Source organism: Luteibacter sp. UNCMF331Sha3.1 (genome assembly GCF_900109915.1).
In the GTDB taxonomy this organism is placed as follows: Bacteria; Pseudomonadota; Gammaproteobacteria; order Xanthomonadales; family Rhodanobacteraceae; genus Luteibacter.
This window is the reverse complement of sequence record NZ_FOBU01000001.1, coordinates 342,023-358,353: the sequence shown is the minus strand read 5'-3', so window position 1 is coordinate 358,353 and position 16,331 is coordinate 342,023. Positions and strand designations below refer to the sequence as shown.

The following is a 16,331-nucleotide window of genomic DNA, read 5'->3' as shown; positions in this document are numbered from 1 at the left end:
GTGCTTAGCGGGACAGGTAGACAGGGTGGGGAGCCATACCGGACACAAGCCTGAAGCGCGGATCCGCCACACCGAAACAGGTTCCGTCCACATGTACCCCTGGCAGGGCGGTCATACCGTCGTACATCTCGGCGTTTATCTTACTTAGCGGCACATAGCGCAGGTCGTACCCCTTTGCCTGGAAGAGCCGCATGACAGCGGGAAGTCGTTCGCGGTACGCGCCGTCGACTTCGTCATCCGGGCTCTTTCGCAGGCCGTACGAGTCCCAGCGAGGTTCCTGGGTCGGCCAGCCATGGGCGCCCCCGTAAACATAGATCGTTCCCGACCCCTCCGGCAGGTCGGCGGCGATCGAGCGCAGGCGCCTCATCGTCAGATTCACGGTGAGTTCCGTGTCCGCCGCCCAGTAGGTTGCCGGTCCCTTCGTTTGGGCATGCCAGCCGGGATCCGGCCGAATGGCCCCGCCCCTGGTGTGCGTCGAGCGCGATGACGGCAGCTCGGCAAGCGTACGAATGGGGTTGGCGCCTCGGGACCCGGCGCCGCGACCTCCCAGTGCGACGTCGGCTATCGAAGCACCAGCCGCCGGCTTGCCTCCTCGCGTGAGCGTCGATCCGACGAAGCGTACGGACGGCCGGGAACGCGTGGCGGCGCGTGCGATGGATTTGCCCAGCGACGCCAGTCCTGTCGCCGCTCCCAACGCGCCCGTCACCGTAGCGATCGTGCCGAATACCGATATCAGCGAGTCGTTTCCCTCGACGGTGGCGATAGCGCTGCCGGCCTCCGCGGCGAGCGAGACGACGTCGATCGCGGCGACGGACACGAGCGCGACTACCGAGGGCGTCGATACGGCAGCCCACACGCTGCCGGCGGCCATCACTGCGGGCAATGCCGCGCCAGCGGATACGATCGTGGCGAGCGCCGCCGTGGCGATACCGAAAATGGCCAGGCCGATGTTCAGCCAGCTTTGGCCGGACGGATCGATCCGTCCGACCGGATCGCCTGCACAATAGGCATAGCGATTGAGGCCACCGTCGTCGAACGGGCTGAAAAGGTCGGGGCTGGCGAATCGGCGAAGCGCCGGCAGGTAGAGCCGATGGCCAAGGAGGTAGCCCTGGCTGCCGTCGTCAGGCACCTCTCCGGCGAAAGCCGTCGTCGCCTTCTGGCCGTTCGGCGCACGCATGCCGTACGCCCCGTAGCCGCGCGGAGGCTCGTCATCCTCGATGAGTACGGAGCCTTGCGGGTCGGACCCGACGAGTGTCATGACGACGGGATCCGACAACACGGCTTCCGCGACGAGCGCACCTTGTGCTCGGACGTACCGACGCGTTCCGGCCGCCGTCGATATGGTGCAGCCGAGCCGACCTTCCTCGAATATCCGGTGGGTCAGCGTGCCGTCCCTGAGCACGCCGGTCACGCGGTGGGCAGGGCCGTATCGGTATTCGGACGTCGATCCGTTCGCGTCCGTCATGGTCGCCAGGCGGCCCGCGCCATCGTAGGTGAACCGTTGGGTGCCGCGCGCGTCCGTCAGCTCCGCGACGCCGCCATCCACCGCGTACGAAAGGACCGTCCCCGGGCCCGCCGTCTCCGCGATCGACGTCAGCCGATCGGCCTCGTCATCGGCGTAACGGTACGTCGCCTCGTTGATCGTGCCGTCGAGAAACGTCGTCGCCACACGCGTCAGGTTATCGATCGCGTCGAAATCGAAGCTCTGGCACCGATAGCGGCGACCCATCTCGTCTGATGGGTACGCGTCGTCCCGTGCCTGCACGATGTCATGGGCGACGAGGCGACCGCGTGCATCGTAGCCGAACGTTTCGCTACGAATGCATGACCCGTCGGCGTCGGTGCAGACACGTCCGTCGAGTTTTCCGTCCGCGCGCCAGCGGAGCGCCAGGCCCCGACGATTCGTGACGGTCGCCGAGGCGAATTCCCAGTCCTGGTTCGCCAGCTGTCCCAGCGCGTCGTACGTGAAGCTCGCGATCATGTTCCCGTCCGGCGTCGTCACGGTTCGCGACGACAGGCGGGAAAGCGCGTCGTATTCGAAGACCACGGTCGCGTGCTCGTCGTCGATGCGCTCGCAACGGCCCCGGCCGTCGTAGGAAAAGATACGCGCTGTACCGTCGGCCCCGCGTTGTGCAAGGTGCCTGCCCGCCGGAGACACGGTCGTGTGGACGGATCGTTCGGTGATGCCCGACATGCGCAGTATCTGTTCGGTCTGGCGACCGAGATAGTCCGGTGCGAAGTCGATGGCGTCGAAACCGGCCGTCAGCGAGCGCATGAGCCCGGTGAGGCCGTCGTACGCGAGTGTGGTGAGTGGCGTTGGCATCGGTGTGTCCTTGCTGGCCTTCATGGGGCCCCAGGGCATTCGGGGGATGGCATCCACGCGTCGGCGACCGCTTCGTCGCCAGTGGGGCACGGCGGCATCGCCATAGGCACGCATCACGGTCCCGTTGGTACGGGGTAGACGGTAAGCGGTATGTTCGCGGGGATGCCGATCTCAGCGATGGCGACGTTGTCGGCGAGGCTGTAGCAGAACCAGTGAAGATGGTGGCCCGTCCTTTCCATGGCGTTGCGATAGGCGTCACGGCTCATCTTGCCCACGTTCTCCGGGAAGACCTCGTAGTTCTCGCCGAGCATGTTCTGGAGCTCTCTGAACCAGTACCGCTGTTCGTCCAGCAGTTCGTCGTCAACCGGGCTGGAATTACGCATCTGCGGGCCGAAGTTCGGTTTCTTGTATTCGCCGTGCACACCCGCATACACGTAGACCGCCGTCTTCTTCCTGCGCAGCGGATTGCCACGAATCAGCTCGGCCGCGCGCGAGATCATGTCGTTGTAGACCACCGAGTCGACGAAGTGATGCATCGATAGTCGGTTGGCAGGGTGGCGGAACGTGTGGAAGATCGGCTCGACGACCCACTCGGGTTTCGAGGGGTGGATACTCAACCGTTCTCTGGCGATCTCATGCTCCTGCATGAAGGTAAACTCGCGCGGCGATTCGGCATGCCTCATCGACGATGACGCGCCGCCCATGGGGTGCATCGATATGCCCGGCCTTCCGCTGCCGCGCGACGTGCCGGCGAAGCCGACGAATCGTGCGCTTCGCGACACCGCATGCGTCAGCACGCTCAATCCGGCGGACGCGATCCCCGAGCCGAAGGCCAGCGCGCCGAACATCGTCGCGAGGCCGTCTTCGCCCGTCGCGAGCGCGGTGAGCGACGCAGCTTCGGCGATGACCGACACGGCGTCCAGGGTTGCCGCGGCGGTCGCCGCCACCATGGACGGTGTCGACAGCAACATCGTGAGGCCGCCTCCGGCGGCAGCGACCGCGCCGGAAAGTGCGCCGACCGAGACGACGGCGCCAATGACGGCTGCGGCCAGTCCGAGCGCGGAGAAGAAAATCGGCAACCAGCTGTTGCCACTGGGATCGACCCGGTTGACCGGATCGCCGCCGCAATAGGCATAGCGATTGAAGCCTGCGGGACCGAGCGGGCTGAGCGGATCAGGGTTCAGAAACCGGCGTAATACCGGGCTGTAAAGTCGGTTGCCGAGCAGGTGGCAGTGACTGGCCCGCTCGAGGCTCTCGCCTGTGAATCCGCTCTGCGCGGCGTCGGTGGATGTGTCCCGGGCGCCGAAGGCGTCGTAGGTTCTCGTCCGTGGGGCACCATCGCCGGCTTCGACCAGCACCGTGCCCTGGGCGTCGCCAACAAGGAGCCATGTCTGACGGATCGCGGCGGCGAGGCGTGTTTCGGCGACCACGTTGGCCCCGCAGCGGATGTAGCGCCGCTCCTCGGTCGAACTCAGTTCGGCCACCAATCCGCCGTCTTCGTGATAGCGGAACAGGATGTGCCCGTCATGCACGATCGCGCAGATACGCCCGCCCGGACCATGGCGGTACTGCCAGGTACCGTTCGCGCGCGTGACGGACTCCAGCCGGCCGGCGCCGTCCCAGCGATAGGCGCGGCCGCGGCCATCGTCGGCGATGTTGCCGTCGTCGTCATAGGCGAGACGCACGGGCGGTCCATATTCCGGTCGCGCATGGACGATGCCCAGCAGCCGATCGCGCTCCGTGTCATCGTATTCATAGGTGGCGACGTCGACCTCACCGCCATGCAGTTCGGTGCGTACCGCCACGAGGTTGTCGACGGCATCGTAAGTGAACGACTGCGCGACATACGCATTGCCCGCCTCGTCGCGCGGGAGCTCGTCCTCGTCGGCCTCGGTGATCACGTGGGCGACGAGACGGCCTCGGGCATCGTACGCCATGCGCTCGGCGCGAAGCACCCGAGCGTCGTCGTGCCAGATTCGCGTGTTCATCTTCCCATCGGCACGCCAGGTGAACGCGAGGCGACGCCGGAAGGACGCGGCGCCATCCGCGGTGATCGACAGATCTTGCGGTCGTCCGAGTGCGTCATACGTGAAGGCTTCGGTCAGCCGTCTGTCGTCGACCCGGGTCACGCGACATACCAGCCTGGACAGCGCGTCGTAGTCGAAAGCGATCAGCACGTCGCCGTCACGTACCGATACGGGACGGCCCAGGTTGTCGCGGTCGATCGATCGCTGACTGCCGTCGACATGCGTCGCCCCGGTGACGCGTCCGCCGGGCGAGACGACGGATGCCGCCGCACGAGGCACGTCGCCCTCGAGGTGCACGCTTTGCCCGATCAGCCGGCTCAGATAGTCCGCATCGGTGTCCATGCGGCCTGCCATCGTCTCGATCGCGCGCGGCAGACTGGAGCGGCGGTCGTACTCCACGCGACGGATCAGCATGAGGTGTCTCCCCCGATGGATGGATACGCGACGCGTTCCACGATGGCGCCGCGATACGCGGCGCCGATGCCCTCGGCGGCCTGGCGGATCTGTCGCGGCGAATGCGCGGCCATCAGCTGCAGCCGGAGCCGTGCCGTGCCCCGTGGCACGCCCGGGTATTCGACGAGGTTGGCCACTACGCCTCTCGCCGGAAGTGCGCGTGTCGTTAGCCGGGCGAGGGCTTCGTCGGCGAAGGCGACAGGAACGATCGGCGATCGGTCGCCCAGGCAGGTCAGTCCGGCGGCCGAGAGCGCCGCGCGAAGTTGCGTCGCGCGCGCGGCAAGCGCGTGCCGCATCGCCGCGCCGGCCGGAGACCGCACGATGTCGAGCGCCGCACCGACGACAGCCGCTTGCACGGGAGAGAGGGCGTTCGAAAAGATGTGCGTGCTCGCGAACACCATCAGGTATTCCTTCACCGCTCGCGAGTGCGTCAGGACGAAGCCGCCGTTGGACGCGAACGTCTTCGAGAAGCTCCCTATCAGCAGGTCGACGCGACCGAGCATGCCCTGTTTGCCGACGAACCCGCGACCGTCGACGCCCACAGCCCCGATGTCGTGGGCGACGTCGACGAGAAGCGTCGCCTTGTAGTCGTCGCACAGGGCCTGCAGCGCCGCGATGTCCGGCGTGTCGGAGTCCATCGAGAAAAGCGACTCGGTCACGACGAGGATCGCGTTGCGCGTGTCGCCTGCGCGGATCGCGGTAAGCGTCCGTTCGAACGCCGCCGTGTCGAGATGTCGTACACGGTGAACACGGCGGGTCGCGGCGTGGGCGCCTTGCTGCAGGCACGCGTGGGCGCGCTCGTCGATGACGATGTGATCGTCCTCGCGAACGAGTCCCTGTATCGCACCGAAACCTGCGCCCCATCCCGTCGGGAAAAGCACCGCGTGTTCCATGTGCAGGTAATCGCAGAGCGCCGCCTCGAGATCGGTGCCGAAACGCGTCCGGCCGAGCAGGACACCCGAGCCACCGCTGTGGACGCCATGCGCATACATCGCACGTCTCGCCGCGTCGAGGATCGCCGGATGCGAGGACAGCCCGAGATAGTCCTGTGTCGCGAGATTGACGCCCGCGAACGCGGTGCCGTCGTCGTACCGCACGCTGCATTCGGCCCGGGGAGCGCTGTACGACACCTTCCCGTAACTCCACAGCGACATTTCACGCCGCGACTGCTGCCAGGCGTAGAACGGATCGACGCGCGCGAGCAGATCGCTACCCGGGAGGTGCGCGAACTCCTTCGTGCTGCCGATGAGGATGCGGTGCGCATCTGCGCGATCTTCCGGATCGTCCATGATGCATTCCTCCTTGAACGGACTTCGTCTCGTGGACCTTACGGATCGTTCAGATAGACTGGCCAGGGCCACATGTCGGAGGCGACGAGGATCTTCGGCTCCGCGACGCCATAGCAGAAGCCGTGTAAGTGGATCCCCGGCTTCCTGAGCTGCGTCTCATAGGTGTTGACGTCGATGTTGCTCATCTCTACGTAAGTGAGACGGTAGCCCTTGAATCCCAACATGCCGCCATTGCCCGGGAGCTCCTTGATATACCGCTGCCCAATCCAGGGCTCACCGCCCAGGCGGGTGCCGTCGGCACGCCACCAGCCGGTTTCCTTCGGGAATCCATGCACGCCGCCGTAGACGTAGAGGTCGCCCGATCCTCCCCATGGCAGCTGCTCGGCGATCTTGCTCAGGCGTCGCATTACGTCTTCATGGGTCACCTCCGCGTTCGCCGCCCAGTGCGTGGCCCCGTTCCGGGTACTGGAGTACCACTTTGGCTTGACGTAACGCGCTCCTGGCAAGCCGCGGAGCTTATGGGCCGGCGCCGCATCCGGCCCATAGACCATCAGCGGAAGCACGCCCGACAGGGGGCGCCTGGCATCGTCCGCCACGGTCGCCGAGCGCCCGGCCGACCCGACGAATCGGGTTACGCGCCGGGCTACGGCCTTCCCGAGCTGCGCAAGACCCGCGGCGGCGCCTGCCACGGCCGTGGCCGTCCCGATGGCGCCGAAGATCGACTCGAGCCGTTTGTCGCCGGTGACCTGCGCGATGCCGGCGCCGGCCTCCGCGGCCAGCGACACGACGTCGATCGCGGCGACGGCGGTCGCCGCCACGACGGACGGTGTGGTCAGCAAGGACAGCAGTCCACCGCCAGCAGCGCCGGCGGCGCCCAGCGCGGCGCCGCCCGAAACGACGACGGCGGCGACGGATGCGACGAGTCCCGCCACGGCGAGGCCAATCTCCCACCAGGCGTTTCCCGTCGGATCGACGCGGCCGACCGGATCGCCGCCGCAATACGCGTAGCGGTTCAGACCGCCCTTGTCGAAGGGGCTGAACGGGTCCGGATTCATGAAGCGCCGCAACGCCGGGATGTAGAGACGGCTGTCCAGTAGGTACCAGCCGGCTCTCGAGGCCGGGACTTCGCCAGCGAACGCGGTCGCGATGTGGCCGGATCCGCCGTCGCCGAGACCGTAGGCGCCGTAGAGGCGTGATGTGCCCGCATCGCTGCCATCGATGATGACGGAGCCCTGTCTGTCGGCCCCGACAAGAACGGTTCGTGCCGATGCTTCCAGATGGGACTCCGCAACGAGTTCGCCATTCACCCGCACGTACCGGCGCCTGTCGGCAACGTGCAGCCACTCGCATGCGAGGCGACCATCCTGGAACGCACGGTATGTCCATGCGTCGTCGTGTGCGATCGCTGTCGCGCGTCCCCCAGGTCCGTACCGGTACGCATCCCGATGGCCGTCGGCATGCGCGATGGTTTCGAGTCGCCCGGCGCCATCCCAGGTCAGCTCGGCCGTGCCGTTCTCATCCGTGAGCTCACGTACGTTGCCAGCCGTGTCATAGCGAAACTCGGCCGTCGATACGCCGCCACGCCCGATGCGCACCAGGCGGTCGGGGTCGATCGTGTCGTACACGTAGGTCGCGCAGTCGGTATCGTCCGTAGCGAAGATCGTCTCGACGGTCGACAGGTTATCGAGCGCGTCGAACGCGAACCGCTGCCGGATGTATTCGCGTCCGGTCTCGTCGCGCGGAAGTCGACCTGCGGGGGCGTCGACGATGTCGTGGTCGATGAGCCGGCCACGCACGTCGTAATCGAACCGCTCATGGAGGGTCAGGGCGCTCGCTTCGAACGAACGTCGTCGGGCAAGCTTTCCGTCCGCACGAAAATCCATCTCGGCATGATGGCGGTGGACGCCGTCGGGACCATCGTGCTCCCATGTCTGAACCGACAACCGTCCAACGGCGTCATAGACATAGCTCTCGGTCGACGACGTGTGGGCTGAAACGGCGCGACGTTCGACGACGCGTGACAGCCCGTCGTACCTAAGGGTGATGTCGACGTGGGCGTCGTGCACGTTCCAGAGCCTGCCCACCGAGTCGTAGTGAAACGTGCGTTCGATGCCGTCGACGCCGCGCTGGTGGAGTTCGCGGCCCGCCGCGGACACGGTCGTCCGCACATCGACCTCGGGAACGCCAGGCATCCGTACCGTCTGTGCCGTAAGCCGACCCGCGAAATCCGCTTCGAAGTCGATCATGTCGAGGCCAGCCGTCATCGCCGTCGGCCGCGCGGTTCGCGCGTCGTACAGGTAACGCGTGAGGTGCATGGCACGTGGGTCGGAGCGCACCTTGTGGTCGTCGTCCATGATCCGGTCCTCTCAAGGCGCACTATCGAGTGTCATGCGTCTGGCGAACGTGTGGCTGATTCGAATGGCGAGGTCAGGTGCAGGGCCGCGGTTCGTCGTCATGCAGCGTTCTCACGTCCGGCCCGTCCGTGGCTCAGACCGAACTGTCAGAAAGGTTCAGCAGATCGTCGAGCAGGGTGTCGGCAGCGCCGAACGCTCGCCGATGCGTGTCCGAGCTCCCCGCGCTCACGGAGCCGGCGTCTATCGGGGAGGACGGCGCCGTCAGGTCGAAAGGCGAGGATTCGTCGAACCGAAGCGACTCGTCCGACGGCGCCGGGGTCGGTTGTGCGGGATCGGAGGGCATCGGCGCCTGGCGTCGGAGCGGTGGGCGCCGAACGGCCGCCGACATCACGCGAGGATCGTCGGGATTCTGCCGACCTGGCCGGCTCCGGGCGGCTCGCCTTCCCGGCGCGCTGCGTACGGCCGTCCTGAACGAGGCGGTCCTGGAAGGGAAGCGGACGCGAGGTCTCCGCGATGCGGCAGGCGCGGCGCTGGGCGACGGGGGGGACTCGGCGCCGGCGCGTTCCAACGCGCGCACGGTGGACGAGGATCGACGTACGGGGCGCGGGATCAATGTGTCGCCGACCTCGCCGACGAACCGGCGCACGCTGTTCCGAATGTCGCGTGTGACGGTCCGGCGGGCCTCGGTCGCCGTTCGCACGAAGTTGCTGCCCGCCCTCCCTATGCGCTTGTGGAAGGCGCTCATGCCGAATCCCACATAGCCGAGCGTATGCGAGATGCTGCCGAAGAGCCTCCCCAGTCCCTCGTCATCGTTTTCCAATGCGACAATGTCGCCTACGGCGGCGACGAGGGCGCTGGTATCCAGGACCGCCGACGCCAACAGGGTTATGCCGGAAGCGCTCGAATACAAGGTTGCGAGGGCCGGCACGGCCAGTCCCGGGCCCGTGAACGTGAGTATCGAGACGGCCGTGATCGCGACGCCGATCAAGGCCAGCACCAGGCCGGATATGGCGTCCGCCATCGCCTCCGAGGCGTTGCCACTGGGATCGATACGATTGATGGGGTCACCGAGGCAGTACGCATAGCGATTCAGCCCACCGTCGTCGAATGGGCTGACCGGATCCACGCTCAGGAAGCGCCTGAGCACCGGGCAGTAGAGGCGCTCTCCCAAGAGGTAATAGCCACCCGTGGACTCGGCGACCTCGCCGGCGAACGCGGTGCGTGCCTGCGCATCGTCGAGGTTTCGCCAGCCGTGCGCCTCATAGACCCGGGTGCGTGCCGCGTCGCCGTACTCGGTCACCACGGATCCTTGGGGGTCCGTACCCAGCAGCCAGGTGTTGCTCGTCGCACCGATCTGGTGGGTTTCCGCGATGGCGACACCGGTCGCTCGAACATAGCGGCGGTGCTCGTCGCCCGAGGTTTCGAAAGTCAGCCGTCCTTCGCTGTGGAATCGCCATGCTGTCCTGCTGCCCTCGCGACTCGCGCAAATGCGTCCACCCGGTCCATGCTGGTAGGTACGCGTCTCGCCATTCACGGTGATCGATTCGAGGCGCCCGGCTTCGTCCCAATGCAACGACGTCGCGGCACCGTCGTGCGTCATGTTGCCGTTGGCGTCGTAAGACAGGACGAGATCCGGACCATATTCGGGAAGACGGTGGCGCACCCTAAGCACACGGTCGGTATCCACTTGATCGTGCTCGTACACGGCTGCGGCGACACGCCCGTCCCGCAAGGTGGTATCGACCTGGATCAGATTGTCGATCGCGTCGAAGACGAAATGCTGTGCCACGAACTCCATGTTCATGGCGTCCCGGGGGTATTCGCCAGCTCGCGCGAAGCGGATCGTGTGATCGACGAGCCGGCCGCGCGCATCGTAAGCGAACGCCTCGTCGCGGACGAGTTTGCGGTCGGCATCCTCCCAACGCCGCGTCGCGAGTTTCCCGTCGGGCCGCCAGCCGAAATGGACGGTACGCTGCCCATCGACCCCATCGTGGGCGATCGTCACCGTATCGATGCGTCCCAGCGCGTCGTAGCGGCGATGCTCGGTCAGTGCCCTGCCGCTGTCGCCGATGCGTGTACGTCGCCGCGCCAGGCGCGAGAGGCCATCGTACGAGAACGTCGTGACGAGCACCGGCTCGCCAAGGCGTACGAGGCGTCCGGCGTTGTCGTAAGTGAAGGTCCGCGGCACGCCGTCCGCGCCGGTTTCCGTCAGGGTGCGGCCTTCCGGAGAGACGGATGTCGCCATGTACCGGACGGCATCGCCGACGAGCGCGATGCGCTGCGCCGTCATGCGCCCCAGCCAGTCGCTGCCGATCGACATGACGCCGCAGGGCGACGTCACGTTCCGGGCCTGCTGGAGGCGTCGATCGTACGACGCCTCCAGCAACCGAAGCGCGGGCGTCGGTCCTCTCGCGGATAATCCATCGTTCATTGCGATCTCCTTTTCGCCCTATGCGCCCCTTCCCGGCGCGGTCCGGTCGCACGAGCGCCCCAGGTCGTCAACGCGGGCCGTTGGCCCGAGCCGGCGTATCGTCCAGGCTGAGGTCGAGGAGCGCTTCACCGAGGCGCTTGTCGTAGGCCATGTGGAGCACGCCCCCGCCGGGCATCGTCTTCGTCGCGGGATTCAGCTGGCCGGGCACGTATCCGTAACGGTAAACGAGGCTGCCGGCGCGCTCGACCTCGATGCGGCCAAGCCCGTCCCATTGCCGCGTACCGAGTTCGATCGGATCGCCGTCGGCCGGCGTGACCGACAGGCGAGATACCAGCTCGCCTTCATGACCCGGCGCGAAGTCCCGTGTCACACGCGTGCCATCGGGCAACAGCGTTTCCGAGACGCGATCGCGCGCATCCCACACCTGCCTCGTCTCGTAGCCCATCGCATCGATGGCGACGGTGCAACGTCCGAGGCCGTCGTATTCCCACTGCTGCGTGGCGACGGCGACGGGCGTACCGTCGTCAGCCCAGAGGCCTGTCTGCGTGCGACGCTGACGCCCGGCCGCGTCGGTATCCGTCCACGTCCACCCGGCGGGGCGCACGCCCTGATGCTCGCGCCATGCCCACGTACGCTGAACGGTCTCGTCGCCGTAGAGGGCAGGGTCGCGCACGAGTTCCGTCGAAGCGACGGTTTCGCTCCCGTCGGGCTCCCACGTACGGTCGACCTGGCCCCAATCGTCGTAGGTGTATCTCGTCTCGAGACTGAGTACCTGGTCGTCGGTCAGGTGGTCCGTGGTGACCTGTCGTATGCATCGACCCAGCGTGTCGTACTCCATGGCGATGGCAGGATAGAATCGGCCATCCTCGAGCGGCTCTTCCTGCAACACCCGATGGCCGTCGGGGTCGAACCACTGGCGATGGCGGAGCCCCGTCCGCCCGATCCTTTCGATCCAGCGCTCGCGAAAGGAAAGCATGTACGTCCAGCGGCTGGTGGCCTCGTAGTCGTCGACGCCGGGGTGCACCGTTTCAGTGAGGCGCCGACCGAGTGCGTCGTAGGTCACGACGACGCGGTTGTCCCCGGCGTCGACCGTCTCCACGACGAGCCCGTCGATCAGTCGCTGGATTTCGCTCGACCGGTTCACGATAACGCGTGACATGCCATACCGGTCGATGCCGTTGTCGACAGTATGAGTGATGGTGGTGGTCCGCGTACCCGGCCCCCGAGGCACGCCATCGCCGGACGGGCGACTCATGACATAGTCGTAGTCACGGCGCTCGAGGATGCCGTCGATATCGCGCGATTCGGCCCGGAGGCATCCGTGCTGCGGTCCGCCGTCGTCGATGAAGCCTTGCCTGCTCTCGCTCAGTACACGCCAGCCGTCGCCGTCGGCCACCTCTTCGATTTCCGCGCACGCCTGCACGTAGACCGTCCGGGCGCGCGGACCCGCGACCGGGCTGGCGAGCACGGGCACGTCGCAGTATCGGTAACTCACCCGGCGCACATGTCCACCACCCGCGCCCGGCGTGGTGGTGCGACACTTCAGCCGTCGCACACGGCCGATCGGGTCGGGCGGGCACAGATCCGCCTCGCCTTCGGCGGGGTAGTACTCCGACGTCTCGACCACGCCCGTCGCGGTGTCCGTCGAGCTGATGACGTTGCCCATGTCGTCATAGGTCGTGCGAACCTCGGTCTCCATCGCGATCGAAGGGTTCGCCGCATGCACCCGGCGGGTGACGACGCGGTGCGGAAGTTGCAATGCCGCCGGCTGATCGTCGAACGACATGCCGGGGACTTCGCCATACGTTGTCTCCACCGTCTGCACGACATCGCCCCTCCGCGTGGTCTCTGACACGATGAGGTGGAAATGATTGAAGACGCGATCGGTCGACGTGTTCCCGTCATCCGTGAGCTGTGTTTCCGTCGACCTGTAGTCGTAGCCGCCAGGGCGGACCAGATGAAGCAACTGATCGTGACGGTCTTTCCAGTCGCCTACCTCGCCGTACCCGAAGTAGTTGCGGCTGTCGTTGAACCGATAGGTGAACGCCGCCAGTCGTACGGACGGATCCGTCGCGAGATACCGGGTACGCGATGCCACGACCGGCATGTATGCGCGCGGGCCGTTCGGGGGCAGGCGCAGTCCCTGCGCGGCATACGTGACAACCTCGCGTATGCCGTTGGGGGTGGTGACCTCCGTGAGCAAGCGCAACGGCGGCGTGCCGACGTTGTCGTAGACGAATGTCCAGCGCGACTCGTCTTCCGCGGCGACGGCCGCCGCGTTCAGCCGTGCGAGCGTCGGGATGGCGATATCGCGCAGCTGCGCGCCCTCGCGCGTGAAGTTCACCTCGAGGGCTTCGTCTCCGCCCTGCGCGATCGTCAATCGAATGCGGGCGAGGTCCGGATACGCGATGCGAAGGAGTTCGACGCCATCATCGTCCACCACGGACGTCAGGCACGTCAGCGCCCGGGCGGTGACGGATTCCCATGTGAGAGTGATACCGTCCCCGTTAGGCTGGACCACGCGCACCGTCCGCAGCACATCGTCCCCGGCGGGTGCGGCCAGCTCTTCGACCATGCCGGTGATGTGCTCGAGGGTGGCGCTGCGCAGTCCGGGACCAGGCGTCAGCGAGAAGCTGTCGAGCTTGCGGTCGGGGAAGAAGGCGGGGTTTCCCTCGCTCAATCGCTCGACGCGGTGCATCTCGCCACCGCTCACGCTGAGCATCGGTTCTGCCGTGCCTACTTCGAGACGTGTGACGTCGACCTCCCAGCCCTCGCCGAAACCGTCGTCCCGTGTGCTGAGGGCGTTGAAGACGAGTCGAAAGACGAACCCAGGCCCACGCAGGCAGTTACCTTCGCCCGCCTTCAGTTCGACGCTCGCACCGTAAGAACCCGTGCGGGGATCCACCTGCGCGGAAATATGGCTCAGGAAGTTGAAGGCGGTGGAATACATGTCTCCGCCGCCGTCCCGGCCGTTTCGTCGTGTGTCTTCCATGGCATTCAGTCTCCCGAAGGTCAGACGATTTCCAGCTTGCCCCATTCGCCGTAGACCAGCCTGAGTCGGCATGACTGATCGTTACCGTATGCGTCGATGATCGACACGGTGAGTTCCGCAGGAAACGCGTTTCCGGGCTTAAGGATGTCGTCGCGTCCACACAGCATGATCGTGCAGGTTCTGTCGTTCGGCGCGCCCAGTTCGGGGTTTGGCCGTTCACTGGTGGGGATGTCCTGATTCCAATGCAGCGTCGTTTCACCGGGCCCCGCATATCCCGTGTACACCGCACGCGCGTTGGAGAACTTGTCCCAGATGACGATACCCGCCGGTTCGCACGTCGCCTGGTAGAGCGGTACGACTGCGCCGTATGCATCGATGATCGAGAGGTCGAGCCTGGTGTCGAAATTAGCGGGCGGCCCCTCGATCAGGCCATCGAGGCGGTAACTTTCCGCTCCGTAGTGCAGCGCAGGTTCGGAACTCACCACGCAGTCCTTCACCTCGATTTCGGGAACCTGCGTGAGTGCGTCGTCGAGCAACTTCGTACCGTTGCTTCGATACGTGGCACCATCCCGCCCCTCTATACTAAAGGCGAGCGTCAGGTCGCGGGCACCAGGCTCTGCCGAGAGGAACATCGTGATGTAGGTGCCCACGTCGCTACGGGCGGCGACCCTGGCGCCGCGCGCCGGGTCGGGGAATCCAAGATATTGGTGGCGATGATGCCGCTGCGCCAGCCAGCCCATGTAAGGCGTGTCTTCGGCAGGGCCTTCGGCGAACGGAATGACGTTTTCGGGATGCGTGAAGTCGATCAGCCGGATGGATTCGAGTTCCTCCGGGGTCAGGGCCGTGAACACACCGTCTTCGCTGGCTTCGATGTAGATCTCAACGGCGATCTGCTGACGTCCATTGGCATAGACCCGCCGCGTCGACAGTTTGATGTTCGCCTTGGTGAGCAGGTTGGGTGGAGGAAGCATATTGAGCGGCAAACGGGCGCCATCGAACAGACTGACATAGTTGAGTTCGTCGGTAATGCTCAGCGTGAGATGGTGGGGGTTGCCGTAGCGGTCGCTGATGGTGAGAGGCGTCGTCGAGTAACTGCCTCTCATCTCGTTCCAGTCCCAGTCGTAGAACCACCAGTTGTCGTTGCCCATGACCTGGCCGATGACGACGTGCGTTTCGCTAGGGTATCTGATGTAGTGGCCGTAATCGTAGAGGATCAGATTCTGGATGTTGTATCGCGATTGATTCCACCCCACTGCCAGATAGCCAAGCAAATCCTCGTAATATTCGACAACGCCCGAACCGGGCTGCCCACGATAGGTGATCGACCATTCGGTGCCGTTGCTCGTTTCGCCGTAGCTCCGGAATACCGAGTAATTGTTGCCGCCCAAGCCGGCGCTCGACCATCCGAGAGGCAGATTGCGCCCGTTGAAGTTCGCATTGATGCGCTGCTCGCAGGCCCGGATGCCCTTGCCGACCTGGCCTTCCACTATCGTATCCTGGAGCTTGTGCGCATCTCCCGGCACCTTCTCGCCATAGGCGGATAAGCCAAGATAGGGTGGTTTCACCGCGTGCATGGTCACCGACGAGTTGAACAGGCCGGTGCCGTCGCCTTGACCGTCCGGGTCCTCGATGAGGCTGTTGGTCGTGGCCAGGGGCATAGACGCATTGGGTGTCGCGCGTGAGATGGCCACGGCGACCTTTCTCGTATACCCGTGTTTCTCGTCGGTGAAGAGATAACGACGGAAAACCTGTACGTTATCCACATCCGGTGCGGGTTCCCGGTGTGCATCGGAATCGGTGCGCAACATCCTGGATTCGGCGAAAACATTCTGCCAGGCAATGGCCGGCGGCGTTTCGAGGAAGTCGTAGCCCTTCTCGCGTGCCGCCGTCAGGTCGGCGAGAAACGCGTCGAACCATGGCCGATCCCACGTGTGGCGTTTGTTCGTGATCGATTGGTAGGCCGACTGTTTCTCCGCCGCCAGAGAAAGCAGCTGTGGACGGTCCAGTGCGAGGTTGGCGTCGAAGTAGAGCGTCGCCACGTCCTGCGCGTAATCGGCATCGTAATCATAGCCAAGCGTTGCGGTCCCTTGCCACCAGTGACCGCCCTTCGACCAAGTGGGAAGCGGCTCTCCGCCGTCGTACTCGATCAGATAGACATGATCCAGGTCGTCCGGAATCTTGATGGGGTTATGGTTGTCGTCTTCAGCCCTCACCTTGATCACGATCGGGCAGGCCTGTCGCGTATTGTTGAAAAGGTACGCATGCTGGTGCGCGTCCTGACCGATCGCGGCGTCGATCGTGACTCTCAGAAAAGCCACCCTGGTGTAGTTCTGATTCGTTTCGCTCATGGCTGACTCCCGATCCATGGGTATGTCGTGCGTGACGATTGCCGGTCCAGTATAGGCGTGGATATCTCCGGTGCGCGTGACCGCGCGTCCTATTCGATGCGCCGATTGGGATAC

At 65.5% G+C, this 16,331-nt stretch carries 7 protein-coding genes; all 7 read right to left on the bottom strand.

Annotation, left to right across the window (positions count from 1 at the left end):
• Nucleotides 1–4 precede the first annotated feature (4 nt).
• Complete coding sequence (locus BMX32_RS01505) at nt 5–1,981, bottom strand: RHS repeat-associated core domain-containing protein (protein ID WP_170843535.1); 1,977 nt, start codon at nt 1,979–1,981, stop codon at nt 5–7.
• A 455-nt stretch (nt 1,982–2,436) separates the two neighbouring features.
• A complete protein-coding gene (locus tag BMX32_RS01500) occupies nt 2,437–4,224 on the bottom strand; it encodes an RHS repeat domain-containing protein (RefSeq protein WP_244511365.1) in 1,788 nt (595 codons plus the stop codon).
• 533 nt (nt 4,225–4,757) lie between these two features.
• A complete protein-coding gene (locus BMX32_RS01495) occupies nt 4,758–6,092 on the bottom strand; it encodes an aminotransferase class I/II-fold pyridoxal phosphate-dependent enzyme (RefSeq protein WP_089974052.1) in 1,335 nt (444 codons plus the stop codon).
• Between the two features lie 38 nt (nt 6,093–6,130).
• Nucleotides 6,131–8,446 carry an RHS repeat-associated core domain-containing protein gene (locus BMX32_RS01490; RefSeq protein ID WP_089974051.1) on the bottom strand — a complete coding sequence of 772 codons (2,316 nt, stop codon included), beginning with the start codon at nt 8,444–8,446 and terminating at the stop codon, nt 6,131–6,133.
• 133 nt (nt 8,447–8,579) lie between these two features.
• Complete coding sequence (locus BMX32_RS01485; RefSeq protein WP_170843534.1) at nt 8,580–10,736, bottom strand: RHS repeat-associated core domain-containing protein; 2,157 nt, start codon at nt 10,734–10,736, stop codon at nt 8,580–8,582.
• A gap of 208 nt (nt 10,737–10,944) precedes the next feature.
• Nucleotides 10,945–13,827, bottom strand: a complete 2,883-nt coding sequence (locus tag BMX32_RS01480; protein ID WP_089974049.1) for an RHS repeat domain-containing protein — start codon at nt 13,825–13,827, stop codon at nt 10,945–10,947.
• Between the two features lie 62 nt (nt 13,828–13,889).
• Complete coding sequence (locus BMX32_RS01475) at nt 13,890–16,217, bottom strand: hypothetical protein (RefSeq protein ID WP_089974048.1); 2,328 nt, start codon at nt 16,215–16,217, stop codon at nt 13,890–13,892.
• Nucleotides 16,218–16,331: the final 114 nt, after the last annotated feature.